At 60.7% G+C, this 13,545-nt stretch carries 13 protein-coding genes; 3 read left to right on the top strand and 10 right to left on the bottom strand.

Annotation, left to right across the window (positions count from 1 at the left end):
- Nucleotides 1-14: 14 nt before the first annotated feature.
- The 6 genes from GSR16_RS10615 to GSR16_RS10640 all read right to left on the bottom strand — a co-directional run bounded on the left by GSR16_RS10615 (nt 15) and on the right by GSR16_RS10640 (nt 4,515).
- Nucleotides 15-530, bottom strand: coding sequence for a phosphatidylglycerophosphatase A family protein (locus GSR16_RS10615; RefSeq protein ID WP_159877194.1), 516 nt, complete (start codon nt 528-530; stop codon nt 15-17).
- Entirely contained in the window at nt 514-1,470 is a 957-nt protein-coding gene (thiL, locus tag GSR16_RS10620; RefSeq protein ID WP_159877196.1) for a thiamine-phosphate kinase, read from the bottom strand. Before thiL ends, GSR16_RS10615 begins: the two co-directional genes overlap by 17 nt.
- A 70-nt stretch (nt 1,471-1,540) precedes the next feature.
- The gene (gene nusB / locus GSR16_RS10625; RefSeq protein WP_159877198.1) at nt 1,541-1,987 is read right to left on the bottom strand and encodes a transcription antitermination factor NusB; all 447 of its coding nucleotides are present in this window, start codon (nt 1,985-1,987) and stop codon (nt 1,541-1,543) included.
- 44 nt (nt 1,988-2,031) lie between these two features.
- Nucleotides 2,032-2,499: a 6,7-dimethyl-8-ribityllumazine synthase gene (gene ribH / locus GSR16_RS10630; RefSeq protein ID WP_045844974.1), complete on the bottom strand. Its 468-nt coding sequence runs from the start codon at nt 2,497-2,499 to the stop codon at nt 2,032-2,034.
- Between the two features lie 101 nt (nt 2,500-2,600).
- Nucleotides 2,601-3,707: a bifunctional 3,4-dihydroxy-2-butanone-4-phosphate synthase/GTP cyclohydrolase II gene (ribBA, locus tag GSR16_RS10635; protein WP_159877200.1), complete on the bottom strand. Its 1,107-nt coding sequence runs from the start codon at nt 3,705-3,707 to the stop codon at nt 2,601-2,603.
- A gap of 193 nt (nt 3,708-3,900) precedes the next feature.
- On the bottom strand, nt 3,901-4,515 hold the full coding sequence (locus GSR16_RS10640; RefSeq protein WP_159877202.1) for a riboflavin synthase subunit alpha: 615 nt from the start codon (nt 4,513-4,515) through the stop codon (nt 3,901-3,903).
- A 245-nt stretch (nt 4,516-4,760) separates the two neighbouring features.
- On the opposite strand from GSR16_RS10640, the gene GSR16_RS10645 reads away from it, so the two are divergent.
- The 3 genes from GSR16_RS10645 to GSR16_RS10655 all read left to right on the top strand — a co-directional run bounded on the left by GSR16_RS10645 (nt 4,761) and on the right by GSR16_RS10655 (nt 7,966).
- Nucleotides 4,761-6,371: a peptide chain release factor 3 gene (locus GSR16_RS10645; RefSeq protein WP_159877204.1), complete on the top strand. Its 1,611-nt coding sequence runs from the start codon at nt 4,761-4,763 to the stop codon at nt 6,369-6,371.
- A 16-nt stretch (nt 6,372-6,387) separates the two neighbouring features.
- Nucleotides 6,388-7,257 carry a mechanosensitive ion channel family protein gene (locus GSR16_RS10650; protein WP_159877206.1) on the top strand — a complete coding sequence of 290 codons (870 nt, stop codon included), beginning with the start codon at nt 6,388-6,390 and terminating at the stop codon, nt 7,255-7,257.
- Nucleotides 7,258-7,318: 61 nt separating this feature from the next.
- A complete protein-coding gene (locus GSR16_RS10655; RefSeq protein WP_159877208.1) occupies nt 7,319-7,966 on the top strand; it encodes a TetR/AcrR family transcriptional regulator in 648 nt (215 codons plus the stop codon).
- Nucleotides 7,967-8,055: 89 nt separating this feature from the next.
- Here GSR16_RS10655 and GSR16_RS10660 read toward each other — a convergent pair whose 3' ends face one another.
- From GSR16_RS10660 to GSR16_RS10675, 4 genes are all read right to left on the bottom strand, one after another.
- Nucleotides 8,056-9,153, bottom strand: coding sequence for an NAD(P)-dependent alcohol dehydrogenase (locus GSR16_RS10660; RefSeq protein WP_159877210.1), 1,098 nt, complete (start codon nt 9,151-9,153; stop codon nt 8,056-8,058).
- Between the two features lie 160 nt (nt 9,154-9,313).
- Nucleotides 9,314-10,465 (bottom strand): ABC transporter permease, encoded by a 1,152-nt coding sequence (locus GSR16_RS10665; protein ID WP_159877212.1) that lies wholly within the window; start codon nt 10,463-10,465, stop codon nt 9,314-9,316.
- Entirely contained in the window at nt 10,462-11,616 is a 1,155-nt protein-coding gene (locus GSR16_RS10670) for an ABC transporter permease (RefSeq protein WP_159877214.1), read from the bottom strand. The genes GSR16_RS10665 and GSR16_RS10670 overlap by 4 nt, the downstream gene beginning before the upstream one ends.
- Nucleotides 11,613-13,544: an ATP-binding cassette domain-containing protein gene (locus GSR16_RS10675; RefSeq protein WP_159877216.1), complete on the bottom strand. Its 1,932-nt coding sequence runs from the start codon at nt 13,542-13,544 to the stop codon at nt 11,613-11,615. Before GSR16_RS10675 ends, GSR16_RS10670 begins: the two co-directional genes overlap by 4 nt.
- Nucleotide 13,545: the final 1 nt, after the last annotated feature.

Raw genomic sequence — 13,545 nt, forward strand, 5'->3', positions numbered from 1 at the left:
TCTCCTTGCAAAAATCAGCGCGGCAGCCAGCTTGCCAGCAGCGCCTGTACCACCAGGGCAAAACCAGCGGCAATGATGTCATCCAGCATCACGCCGAAACCGCCATGCACGCGCCGGTCGAACCAGCCTATCGGCCAGGGTTTTACAATATCAAACAGCCGGAACAAGGCAAAGGCCAGCAGCCAGCCCGCCCAGCCAGCCGGTGCCCAGGCCAGCACCAGCAGCATGGCCACCACCTCGTCCCACACGATGCCGCCGTAATCGTGCACGCCCAGCGCATCACCGGTTTTCTGGCAGGCCCACACCCCCAGCACAAACAGCGGCACGCACAGCAGGCTGATCAGCAGCGGCCCGGCACCTAGCGCCAGCAACAGGAAAAACAGTGGATAGGCCACCAGCGTGCCCCAGGTTCCGGGTGCCTTGCGGGCCAAACCGCTGCCAAAGCCAAAAGCCAGCAAATGTGCCGGATGGCGCATCAAGAACGCCCAGTCCGGGCGAAAGGCCGGAGCCTGCTTATGCGAAGTGGTCATAACCCGCCTTTTTCAATGTCATCACCGCGCCCTGCCCATCCAGCAGGCGCACACCGCTGCCAGCCACAATACGGCCAATACGTGTCACCCGGCAGCCTGCCGCCTTGCCCGCTGCCTCCACGGCTGCGCGGGCAGCTGCTGGCGCGGTAAAGCACAGCTCGTAATCATCGCCACCCGCGGCAAGATAATCCAGCCAGCGCGCGCGCTCGGCTTCCAGCGGCGGCAAGGATGGCAGGCTGTCGGCCCGGATTTCCGCCGCCACGCTCGAGGCTGCCAGGATATGCCCCAGATCGGCCAATAGCCCGTCTGACACATCAGCCGCCGCATGCGCCACACCCAGCAGGGCTTGCCCCAGCTCGAGACGCGGCACCGGAAAATCCAGCTTGCACTGGCACGCCGCCAGCACATCTTCGCCCAAGCCGGCATCAGCCAGCTGGCCGTTGCGCAAGGCCACGGCAATGGCACCCAGGCCCAGCTCACCACTCACCCAGACATCGTCGCCCGGCTGTGCAGCATCGCGGCGCAAGGCCTGACCTTGCGGCGTTTCGCCCATGATCGTGATGGACAGGGTGAGCGGGCCGCGGGTGGTGTCGCCACCGGCCAGGTCAACGCCATATTGCTCGGCCAGCGCAAACAGGCCGCGGCTGAAGTCACGCGCCCAGGCTTCGTCCAGCTGCGGCAAGGCCAGCGCCAGGAAGGCCCAGCGCGGCCGTGCTCCCATGGCGGCCATGTCGGACAGATTGACTGCCAGCGTCTTGTGGCCCAGCGCTTGCGGGCTGACATCGGAAAAGAAATGCCGCCCCTGCACCAGCATATCTACCGACACGTGCAGGTCATGCCCCGGTGTGGGGCGCAGAATGGCGGCATCGTCCCCCACCCCTAGCACAGCCGAGGGCGCGGGCCGGGTGAAGTACTGGCGAATCAGGTCGAATTCATTCATAGGCATCAGTTGCGGATTTTCATGCAAAAACACCCGCCGTAGCGGGTGTCAGTTTCATGCAGCAAGATCATCAGCCCTGACGGCGCGAGCGTTGCGAGGCAACCTCGTCGGCACGCACCTCAGCTGCCAGTTTGTCCAGTACACCATTGACGAACTTGTGGCCGTCAGTACCACCAAAAGTCTTGGTGATTTCAATGGCTTCGTTGATGATGACCGGATACGGTGTTTCCGGGTGCTGGGTCAGTTCCAGTGTAGCCATCAGCAGCACGGCACGCTCCACCGGGCTGACTTCCTCTTCATTGCGCTCGTAGTAGGGGCGAATCTGGCCGGACAGCAGCGGCACATCCTTCAGTACACCGTACAGCACGGCACGGAACAGAGCTTCATCTGCCTTGGCGAAGTATTCGTTTTCGCGCAGGTGCTTTTCAATCAGCGAAGCCGGGCGATCCGGGTTCAATTCCCATTCATAAATGCCCTGAACGGCAAATTCGCGGGCACGGCGACGGGCAGTTTTCATATCGGTTTCCTAAAAAGAGCAAGTGAGCGGCATCCCCGCAGGGATCAGCCGCGCAGCGTTTTGTGCAGATTGGCCATTTCCACCGCGACGCGGGCTGCGTCACGGCCTTTTTCCAGCATGCGTACTTCAGCCTGCTCGTCATTCTCGGTGGTGAGGATGGCGTTGGCGATGGGGATGTCGAAGTCCAGACCGACACGGGTCACACCAGCACCGGATTCGTTGGAAACCAGCTCGAAGTGGTAGGTTTCGCCACGGATGATGGCACCCAGCGCCACCAGCGCATCGAACTTGCCACTCTTGGCCATGGTTTGCAGCACCAGCGGCACTTCCAGTGCGCCCGGCACGGTGGCCAGGGTTACGTCGGCGGCGGCAACACCCAGCGTTTTCAGCTCGGCCAGGCAGGCATCACGCAAGCCATGGCAAACCTCTTCGGTAAAACGAGCCTGAACGATACCGACCTTGAGGCCTTGGCCGTTGAAATCGGGGGCAATGCGCTGGATAGCTTCAAGCATGTGAGTCCTCACGGCAAAAATCAGATAAGGCAATCAGATAAGCCCCGGACTGCCGGACTAGCGGCATCATCAGGGGCGGTCATGACGGAAAACCGGTTATTTTAACCGATTTCGATATGAAAGTGTTCAGGCTGGCAAAAACCGGTGACTTCAAGATTGAAACCGGCCATCGACGGCACATTCAGCGGCGGTGACATCAGCTTCATCTTGCCCACGCCCAGGGTCTTGAGCATTTGCGCGCCGACACCAAAGGTTTTGCCATCCCAGGGCGAGCGCTTGACGTTCTGACCCAGCGCACGCTGCAGCAGGTCTTCCCCGGTCTCATCGCGATACAGCAGGATGACCACGCCCTTGCCGGCTTCGTCGATGGCTTCCAGCGCACCGGGCACGGTCCAGGAGTGCGGGCGGGAAGTCGGGTCCAGCACGTCCATGATGGATAGCGGCTCGTGTACACGCACCAGGGTTTCCTCGGCCTCATCCAGCCTGCCCTTGACCAGTGCCAGATGGGTTTCGCGGGTAGTGACATCGCGGAACACATGCAGATCGAAAGAACCAAACGGCGTATCCACCGGACGCTGGCCCACTTCTTCCACCAGCGATTCGGTACGGCTGCGGTAATGAATCAGGTCGGCAATAGTGCCCACCTTCAGGCCGTGGGTCTTGGCGAACTCGAGCAATTCCGGCATGCGCGCCATGGTGCCGTCGTCGTTCATGATTTCGCAGATTACCCCAGCCGGCTCCAGCCCAGCCAGCATAGGCAGATCACAAGCTGCTTCGGTATGACCGGCGCGAATCAGCACGCCACCGTTTTGCGCCTTGAGCGGGAAGATATGGCCGGGCTGCACCAGATCACTGGCCTTGGCATTGCGCGCCACAGCAGCCTGTACCGTCTTGGCGCGGTCAGCGGCGGAAATGCCGGTGGTCACCCCTTCAGCCGCCTCGATGGAGACAGTGAAGTTGGTGCCAAAGGAAGTACCGTTATTGGCCGCCATCATCGGCAGTTCCAGCAGCTTGCAACGCTGCTCGGTCAGGGTCAGGCAAATCAGGCCGCGCGCATGCTTGGCCATGAAGTTGATGGCTTCCGGCGTAACGAATTCCGCCGCCATCACGATATCGCCTTCGTTTTCCCGATCTTCTGCATCAGCCAGCACCACCATCTTGCCTGCCTTGATATCGGCAATGATGTCCTGCACCGGAGAAATAACCATTTGCTGCATCCTTTTTATAGAGTGCGTGCCGCACGACGATTGCGCACGGGCGACAGAAAGCTGTTTGGCCGTATCCCGGCGGTTGCGTCCTCACACCGGTTCACGGTCCTGCCTCTTGGCATATCTTGTTGAACATGGAGCCAATCGGTCCGGCATCAAGCCGCCGGAGCAAAATTTCATGGCAAAACCAGGGTTACACCGGATGGCGCTGCGCCAGCACCCGCTCCACGGTATCGACAATGGCCTGGGTTTGCGGGTCGATCTCGATATTGATGGCATCCCCCGGCTGACGGAACTGGATGATGGTGCGCTCCAGCGTTTCTGGAATCAGGTGCACGCAAAAGCGGTTGCCCTCTACCGAGCCGATGGTGAGGCTGCAACCATCAATACCGATATAGCCTTTGGCAAATACATATTTGGTGAATTCTGCCGGCAGACTGAACCATACCGTGCAGTTATTCGGGCTGCGGATGACTTCCTCCACCCGCGCCAGGCACATGATGTGGCCGGACATGGCATGACCGCCGATCTCATCACCAAACTTTGCCGCGCGTTCCACATTCACCCGCTCACCCACCTGCAGCGCACCCAAATTAGTCAGCCGCAGAGTTTCGGCCATCAGATCGAAGGCCACCAGATCACCATTCACCTCGGTTACCGTCAGGCAGCAGCCATTGTGGGCAATGGACGCGCCCAGTTCGATGCCTCCGGTCAAACCCTGCGGCAGCCGTACTACATGACGACGAAAATCCTGCTTTTCCTCGATGGCCACCACCTCGGCCATGCCCTGCACGATACCGGTAAACATGCCTGCTCCTGTTCTGTCCTGCCTGCCAGCCAATACCGGCAGCGAAACCCTGATGATAACCAAATCACGCCACGCTGCCGACCCGCTTTCCCGCCCTTGTCAGCCCCCTGAAACAACAAGCGGTGCTATCTTGCTGATGTCAAAAAGAAAAACCACCGCAAACTATTTGCAGCGCCCGAGGTTTTGTTGTGCGCGGCTATCCTGTAAAATCACCGCCTTTCTTACGTCTAGCCCTTTACCCATCCATGTCCGCAGAATTGTCCCGCATTGCCGAGGAAGTGTCGCACCGCCGCACCTTCGCCATCATTTCCCACCCTGACGCCGGTAAAACCACGCTGACCGAAAAACTGCTGCTGTTTTCCGGTGCCATCCAGATGGCCGGCACGGTAAAGGGCAAGAAGGGCGGCAAGTTTGCCACCTCGGACTGGATGGAAATCGAAAAGCAGCGCGGCATTTCCGTGGCTTCCTCGGTGATGCAGTTTGATTACCGCGACCATACCGTCAACCTGCTGGACACCCCGGGCCACCAGGACTTCTCGGAAGATACCTACCGCGTGCTCACCGCCGTGGACAGCGCGCTGATGGTGATTGACGCCGCCAAGGGCGTGGAAGAGCAAACCATCAAGCTGCTGAATGTCTGCCGCCTGCGCAATACGCCAATCGTCACCTTCATGAACAAGTACGACCGTGAAGTGCGCGATTCGCTGGAATTGCTGGACGAAGTGGAAAACGTGTTGAAGATCCGCTGCGCGCCCATCACTTGGCCTATCGGCATGGGCAAGACCTTCCGCGGCGTGTACAGCCTGCTGAATGACGAAGTGATTCTGTTTGAAGCCGGCAGCGAAAAGCTCATTACCGATATCGAAGTGATCAAGGGCATTGACAATCCGCGTCTGGACGAGCTGTTTCCGCTGGAAATGGACAATCTGCGCATGGAGATCGAACTGGTCAAGGGCGCTTCCAATGAATGGAATCTGGAAGAATTCCTGGCTGGCGAACTCACCCCGGTATTCTTCGGCTCCGCCATCAACAACTTTGGCGTGCGCGAAATCCTGGACGCACTGATCAACTGGGCTCCGGCACCGCAAGACCGTGACGCCACCCTGCGCATGGTTAGCCCCACCGAGGGCAAGTTCTCCGGCTTTGTGTTCAAGATCCAGGCCAATATGGACCCCAAACACCGCGACCGCATTGCCTTTTTGCGCGTGTGTTCCGGCCAGTTTGAGCGCGGCATGAAGATGAAGCACCTGCGACTGAACCGCGACATTGCCGCCTCCAGCGTGGTGACCTTCATGTCGCACGACCGCGAGATCGTGGAAGAAGCCTTTGCCGGTGACATCATCGGTATTCCCAACCACGGCAATATCCAGATCGGCGACAGCTTTTCCTCTGGCGAAGAGCTGGCCTTTACCGGCATTCCCTTCTTTGCGCCGGAATTGTTCCGCTCGGTGCGCATCAAGAACCCGCTGAAACTCAAGCAGCTGCAAAAGGGCCTGCAACAGCTGGGCGAGGAAGGCGCGGTACAGGTATTCAAGCCGCACAGCGGCGGCGACCTGATTCTGGGCGCGGTGGGTGTGCTGCAGTACGAAGTGGTGGCCAGCCGCCTGGCGGCAGAATACAGCGTGGATGCGGTGTTCGAATCGGCCAGCATCTGGTCGGCGCGCTGGTTTACCTGCAACGACCGCAAGAAGCTGGATGAATTCATCAAGGCCCTGCAAATGAATATTGCCACCGATGCCGGCGGCAACCTGGCTTATCTGGCCCCCAACCGCGTCAACCTGCAACTGACGCAGGAACGCTGGCCGGACATCGTGTTCCACGAAACCCGTGAACACGCCGTCAAACTGAACGACTAGAAAGGCCAACGCCACCATGCAAGATCTGCTCGAGCTGATCCATCAGCTGCGCACCGACTACTCTCACGAGATCGTGCGCTCGCTGATGCTGGTCGCTGTGTTGCTGCTGATCCGCGTGGTGGTGGGCCACATTCTGTCCAGCAACGTGTCAGTGCCGGTGGAGGAGCGACGGCGCTGGTCGGTTTCCACCCGCAACTTTCTGTTTATCACCGGCCTGGCCGGTATCGGCATGATCTGGGCCGAAGAGCTACAGACCATCGCCGTTTCCATGCTGGCCTTTGCCGCCGCGCTGATTCTGGCCACCAAGGAACTGATCCTGTGCGTGTCCGGCTTTGTGGTGCGCCATGCGTCCAATAGCTACAGTCTAGGGGATCATATCGAGGTGGGCAATATTCGTGGCCGGGTGGTGGACATCGGCCTGCTGTCCACCACGGTGATGGAAATTGGCCCGCAGCATAATGCCCACCAGATGACTGGCCGCGCCCTCACCTTTCCCAACAGCCTGCTGCTGTCCAATGCGGTGATCCGGGAAAACTACATGGGCGACTACGTGATGCACATCATCAATGTGCCGGTGGGCTACCAGATTCCCCCTACCCGCGCCCAGCACCTGCTGCTGGCAGCGGCAGAGGAACACTGCCAGCAGCATGTGGAAGCCGCCCGCGTACACATGGAGCGCATGGCCGAGCGCTACCTGGTGGACACACCGTCGGTGGAGCCGCGCATCGGCATGCAGGCGGTAGATGAAAAACGCTACCAGCTGATTCTGCGCATTGCCATTCCGGCCAAGGAAAGACAACGCATCGAACAGGCCATCATCTACCAGTTCATGGCTGGCTGCTATCCGGAAAGCTCCGCCACGCCAACGCCGTGCGTATCGAAATAATTAGAGCTACAACTCCAAACACCGGTTATAATTCGCGCTTGCCCCATTGTTTCGGTGCCTCATGAGCAAACCCCGCATCAAGACCTACGACCGCATCATTCTGGAAAGCCTGAAGCTGTTCAATGAACAGGGCGAGCGCAATATCACCACCAACCACATTGCGGCGCATCTGGGCATCAGCCCGGGCAATCTGTACTACCACTTCCGCAACAAGGAAGAAATCGTCTACCAGATCTTCCTGATGTACCGCGACTTCATCAACGAGCGCCTGGCGGTGCCGGAAGCGCGCGACATGACAGTGGCTGATCTGGTCAATTACCTGGATACCGCCTTCCTGGCCATGTGGCAGTTCCGCTTCATGTTCTACGACCTGCCGGGCATGCTGGCGCGCAGCCCGCAACTGCAGTCGGAATATCACCAGTTCGTCAATACTGAACTCAAGAGCATTCTGGGCGAGCACTTCCGCGAATTCATCCGCCTGGGCCTGCTGAAGATGGACGAAGAAGATATCGAGGCCGTCAGCATCAATATCTGGCTGGTGGTGAAGTTCTGGTTTGCCTTCGAGCAGACTTCACGTCCCAAATCACCCATTACCGAAGCCTCCGGCCATCGTGGGGTGCGCCAGGTAATGGCCCTGCTCAAGCCCTATGTGCAGCCGGATTTCATGGCAGCCTTCCAGCAACTGAGCGAACGCCACGCTGGCCGCTAACCCCTGCCAGCACAAGCCAAAAGGCCGCCGCCCCACGGGACGACGGCCTTTGTTGTTTCAGCCAGCCAGCCGGCCTGGCCGGCGCATGCTCAGGGACGGATGGCGATCTTCAGCACGCCGTCGCGCTGGTGAGCAAACAGATCGTAAGCGGCCTCGATATCATCCAGCGCATACTGATGCGTCACCAGCGGCCCCAGATCCACTCTTCCCGAAGCAATCACCCCCATCAGCCGGCACATGCGCTCCTTGCCGCCAGGGCAAAGTGCGGTATTGATCTTGTGGTCGCCCAGACCTGCAGCAAATGCCCCCAGCGGAATGGTCAGGTCGCTGGAGTATACCCCCAGGCTGGACAGCGTGCCGCCGGGCTTGAGCACCTGCAAGGCCGAGGCAAAGGTTTGCTGGGTTCCCAGCGCCTCGATGGCCGAGTCAGCCCCGCGCCCGCCGGTGAGCTTCATCACTTCGTCCACGACATCGCACTGGGTGAAATTGAGGGTGACATCCGCCCCCATCAGCCGCGAGATGCCCAGGCGGTGCTCATTGCCATCCACCGCGATGATGGTGGTGGCACCCAGCAGGCGTGCACCCGCCGTGGCACACAGGCCGATCGGCCCCTGGGCAAACACCACCACGGTGTCGCCGATGCGGATATTGGCGTTCTCCGCGCCCTTGAAACCGGTGGACATGATGTCCGGACACATCAGCACCTGCTCGTCGGTAAGTCCATCCGGAATGGGCGACAAATTGGCCTGGGCATCCGGCACCAGCACATACTCGGCCTGGGTGCCGTCAATGAGATTGCCAAAGCGCCAGCCCGCCGTGGCCTTGTAGCCGTGGCAGCCACACTTGCCGGACGCGATCAGATAACTGCCATCCTGCGAGGCCACCCCATCCTGGGCAGCATAAGAATTGAAATTGGGGCAAATGGCACCGGCAATCACCCGCTGGCCTTCCTGATAGCCGCTGACCGCGCTGCCAAGCTTTTCGATGATGCCTACCGGCTCATGGCCGATAGTCAGACCCGGCGCTACCGGATACTCGCCCTTGAGAATATGGACATCGGTACCGCAGATGGTGGTGGTGGTGATGCGGATCAGGGCATCGTTGGGACCTATGTCCGGAATGGGTTTTTCGGCAATTTCAATCCGGCCTGGTGCAATAAAAACGGCTGCCTTCATCATGCTGCTCATGGTGATCTCCTGTATGAGAGATGCAATGCACGCAGTGTCGCACACCGGCAGGACGGCCCGGCTGCGGCAACTTCACCGCCCATGGACGGGCGGCTATCAGTCTGAGGCAAGCCACCTTACCTTTGGTTTCCGCTGCGCCGACAAATACAAATGATCTTGCTCAGTCGAATTGCTTTCTGAACAACAACAGGCCGCTGGCAAACACCAGCACGCCGATGCCGCCCATGCCCAATATCGCCGGTTGCAGTTCCGCCAGCCCCTGCCCCTTCAGCAACACGCCAAAAGCAATGTCCAGATAGTAGTGCAAGGGCGAGGCATACATCAGCCCGCGCAGCCACACCGGCATGGCCTCGGGCGGGGTCCAGGCACCGGACAGAAACAGCATGGGAGCCAGAATCAGGATGGACAGCATACCGGCCTGGGCCAGATTGCGCGCGATGGTGGCGGCAAACAAACCCAGCCCGGCGGTGGTGAACACATACAGGCCGGACAGGGCAAAAAATAGCAGCAAGCTGCCTTTTACCGGAATGGCAAATACCGGAATCAGCACCAGGAACAGGCTGAGCGCCACCCCGCACAGAATCACCCCGGTCATCGAAACTACCTTGGGAAACAGGATGCCGAATGGCGACAAGGGCGACACGATCAGTTGCTCCACCGTGCCACGCTCCTTCTCCCGCACCATCGCGGCAGCAGGCAGCAGCACGGCAAACACGGTGGCGATATTGAGCATTTCCGCCACCCCCATAAACCAGCTGTCTTCCTGGTTGGGGTTGTACCAGACGCGGATATCGTTCTGCACTTGCGGCAGGCTGCGCGCTGCATCCGCCCCCGCACCCAGCCGCTGCATGGCCGACTCCAGCCCATACTGGCTGACAATTTGCTGGGCGTGGCTGGTGGCCAGAAAACCCAGTACCGAGTTGGTGGCATCCACCTGCAGGGCGATGCTGGTGGGCTGACCGGTGGCCAGTTGCTTGCCAAATTGCGGCGGCACCGACAACACCAGCATGGCACGTCCCTGATCCAGCGCCGCCAGTGCGGCGGCATCCTGCCCTACTGCGCCATCCATGCGGAAGTAAGGCGGCTGGAAGCGCGACAGCAGTTCACGCGACTGCGGGCTGTGGTCCATGTCCTGCACCAGGGTGGCGGCATGATTCAGCGACAGCGACACCCCGGATGCTGCCAGAAAAATATCGGCGCTAAAGGCATAGACGATGAAGGCCAGCAATACCCGGTCGCGCCCCAGCTGCTTCAACTCTTTCACCAGCATCACGGCAAAGCGCCGCCAGGCCAGTTGCCAATCTGCATTCATGTACTTGGCCTCTTGCTGAACAATCGATAGCCGATGGCAAACAGCAGGCAGGCGTAACCAGCCAGGATGGCCAATGGCTGCCACAGCGACATCAGGCCCACCCCCTTGAGAAAGCAGCCCACCACGATATCGGTGTAATACATGGCCGGCATCAGTTGCGCCACCACATGCGCGCCGGCCCCCAGCGACACAATGGGAATGATCAGGCCGGAATACAGCACCGCCGGAATCATGGTCACCACCATGGTCACGATCATCGCCGCCACCTGAGTGCGCACCAGCACCGACACCAACAGGCCGATGCCGGTGGTACACAGCACATACACCAGCGTGGCCGGCAGGAAAAACAGCAGGCTGCCCTTGAACGGCACCTGATACAGCAATACCGCCAGCAGCCACAGCAACAGGATGTTGACGCTGGAAATAGCCACATAGGGCGCCAGCTTGCCCACCAGAAACTCGCCACGGCTGACATTGGAGGCGTAGATATTGAAGATGGAGCCGTTTTCCTTTTCCCGCACCACGCCCAGCGCGGTGAGAAAAGGCGGCGACAGCATCAGGATCACCATGATCAGCTTGGGTGCCAGCGACCAGATGCTGGACACGCTCTGGTTGTACAGATAGCGCGATTCCAGCGCGATGGGCGTTAGCTGCGCCAGGGCATCCTGCTGTGACAGGCCGGTAGCCTGCGATACCGCCTGGGCCACTGCGGCCAGGCTGAAGGCGGCATTGATGGCGGTGACATAGCCCTTGGTGGTCATGGCGCGGCTGGGAAAGCTGCCGTCCACCAGGGTCTGGATGGCCGCCGGGCGGCCTTGGGCCAGGCTCTTGCCAAACTGCGGCGGTATCACCAGCACCACCCGCACCTGCCCAGAGCCAATCAGTCGGCTGGCATCGCGCTCATCCCCGGCATAACCGCGAAACTGGAAATAGCGCGAATCGATAAAGCGGTAGGCATAGTCCCGGCTGGCGGCGCTGTGATCGTGGTCCACCACGGCAAACGGGATGTTTTCCACATCCAGCGACAGACCATAGCCGAACAACAGCATCAACAAGGCCGGCACCACAAAAGCCAGCGAGAAGAACAGCCGGTCACGTACGATTTCACGCCATTCCTTGCCGGCGATGGCCAGCACGCGCTGCAGATTCATGACTTGCTCCCGGAGGCCGCCTTTTGCGCCTCCAACTGGCTGACACGCTGCACAAACACATCCTCCATCGCAATGGGCCGTGCTTGCGGCGGGTGCTGCACGCCAAGATCGCGCAATACCGCGCCCAGCCGCGCCACATCCGGCGTCAGCACGTGCAAGGCCGTACCATAGGGCGACACATCGGCAAAACCGGCCTGGCGCAGCGGTGCCACCAGCGCGGCAGCATTGTCGGCGCGCACCTGATACAACTGGCCGGCCTCGGCCAGCACCTGCTGTTTCATCTGCTGCGGCGAGGCGTCCGCCACCACCTTACCGGCAAACATCAGCGCCAGATGGTCGCAATGTTCGGCCTCACTCATATAGTGGGTGGTCACCAGCATGGCCACGCCATCCTGCCGCGACAGGCGGAACAGGATGTCCCAGAAGGCGCGCCGGCCCAGGGGGTCCACCCCGCTGGTGGGTTCGTCCAGAAACAATACCCGCGGCTGATGCACCAGCGCGCAGCCCAGTGCCAGCCGCTGGCGCAAGCCCATGGGCAGGGCGGCGGCCAGATCGTTTTCGTGACCATGCAAGCCGGCCATGTCCAGAATCCATTGCAGGCGCACATCCCGCGCCTTGCGATCCAGGCCGTAAATACCGGCATACAGACGGATGTTTTCCACCACGGTCAGGTCCAGATACAAGGAAAACGCCTGCGACATATAGCCGATGCGCGACTTGATCAGCGCACCGGCCTGCTTCATGTCCGCCCCGGCCACGCGACCACTGCCACTGCTGGGCGGCAGAATGCCGGTGAGCATCTTGATGGCGGTGGTCTTGCCGGCACCATTGGCCCCCAACAGGCCGAAGATTTCACCTTGCCGCACCTGAAAGCTGACATCGCCCACCGCGACAAAATCACCAAAGCGCTTGCTCAGCCTCTTGGCCTCGATGGCCAACTCCTGCCCGGCAGGCTGGGGCTGCTGCGCGGCCAGGGAAGGCGCTGCCGAACCACCCTGCTGCCCGCCCAGCATGGCGACAAACACATCCTCCAGCTCGGGCTCCAGCACATCCAGTTGGCGGCAGTCCAGCCCATCGAGCAGGGTCGTCACCTGCTGGCGGGCGGCATCAGGATTGGCTTCGGGTACAAACAGGCGGATGTCCGGCCCCATGGCCTCGCACTGCGACCAGGCGGCGGCCAGCCGCTGCATGGCGGCCAACTGGGGTTCCACCCGGCACTGCACGATGCTGCCGGGGGCCTGCTGCAGAATCTCCGCCGGCGTGCCTTCTGCCAGTTTGCGGCCCTGATGCAGCAGGCTCATGCGGTTGAAGCGGCTGGCTTCATCCATATAAGCGGTGGACACCAGCGCAGTCAGGCCCTGCCCGGCGATCAGCTCGGCCAGAATCGCCCAGAAGTCGCGACGCGACACCGGGTCCACCCCGGTAGTGGGTTCATCCAGAATGATGAGCTGCGGGGCATGGATCAGCGTACACACCAGGCCCAGTTTCTGTTTCATGCCACCGGATAGCTGCTTCATCGGTCGCTGGCGAAACGCTGCCAGCCGGGTGATGGCCAGCAACTGCTCCTTGCGGGCCGCTGCCTCGGCACGCGGCACCAGCCGCAGCCGGGCAAAAAAGTCGACGTTTTCTTCCACCGACAGATCGCCGTACAGGTTCTGCCCCAGGCCCTGCGGCATCAGCCCGATGCGGTCCTTGATGGCTTCGGCACTGCGTTCGCTGTCCAGCAACTGGCCAAACACCTCCAGACTACCCTGCTCGTAGGACAATACGCCGGCCACCGCCTTCATCAGGCTGGATTTGCCGGCACCATCCGGGCCGATCAGCCCGTACAGCTCGCCACGGCACACCGCCATGTCCAGGGTGTCCACCGCCACATGACCGGCATAGCGTTTGCCAAAACCGCTGGCCTTGATAAGGATGTCGTCCATG

It is taken from the genome of Aquitalea denitrificans (assembly GCF_009856625.1).
Lineage (GTDB): Bacteria > Pseudomonadota > Gammaproteobacteria > Burkholderiales > Chromobacteriaceae > Aquitalea > Aquitalea denitrificans.

Excerpts from the sequence above, each read along its gene's own strand:
- GSR16_RS10615 (WP_159877194.1), bottom strand. The coding sequence starts at position 530 with ATGACCACTTCGCATAAGCAGGCTCCGGCCTTTCGCCCGGACTGGGCG.
- thiL (WP_159877196.1), bottom strand. The coding sequence starts at position 1,470 with ATGAATGAATTCGACCTGATTCGCCAGTACTTCACCCGGCCCGCGCCC.
- nusB (WP_159877198.1), bottom strand. The coding sequence starts at position 1,987 with ATGAAAACTGCCCGTCGCCGTGCCCGCGAATTTGCCGTTCAGGGCATT.
- ribH (WP_045844974.1), bottom strand. The coding sequence starts at position 2,499 with ATGCTTGAAGCTATCCAGCGCATTGCCCCCGATTTCAACGGCCAAGGC.
- ribBA (WP_159877200.1), bottom strand. The coding sequence starts at position 3,707 with ATGGTTATTTCTCCGGTGCAGGACATCATTGCCGATATCAAGGCAGGC.
- GSR16_RS10640 (WP_159877202.1), bottom strand. The coding sequence starts at position 4,515 with ATGTTTACCGGTATCGTGCAGGGCATGGCCGAGGTGGTGGCCATCGAG.
- GSR16_RS10645 (WP_159877204.1), top strand. The coding sequence starts at position 4,761 with ATGTCCGCAGAATTGTCCCGCATTGCCGAGGAAGTGTCGCACCGCCGC.
- GSR16_RS10650 (WP_159877206.1), top strand. The coding sequence starts at position 6,388 with ATGCAAGATCTGCTCGAGCTGATCCATCAGCTGCGCACCGACTACTCT.
- GSR16_RS10655 (WP_159877208.1), top strand. The coding sequence starts at position 7,319 with ATGAGCAAACCCCGCATCAAGACCTACGACCGCATCATTCTGGAAAGC.
- GSR16_RS10660 (WP_159877210.1), bottom strand. The coding sequence starts at position 9,153 with ATGAGCAGCATGATGAAGGCAGCCGTTTTTATTGCACCAGGCCGGATT.
- GSR16_RS10665 (WP_159877212.1), bottom strand. The coding sequence starts at position 10,465 with ATGAATGCAGATTGGCAACTGGCCTGGCGGCGCTTTGCCGTGATGCTG.
- GSR16_RS10670 (WP_159877214.1), bottom strand. The coding sequence starts at position 11,616 with ATGAATCTGCAGCGCGTGCTGGCCATCGCCGGCAAGGAATGGCGTGAA.
- GSR16_RS10675 (WP_159877216.1), bottom strand. The coding sequence starts at position 13,544 with ATGGACGACATCCTTATCAAGGCCAGCGGTTTTGGCAAACGCTATGCC.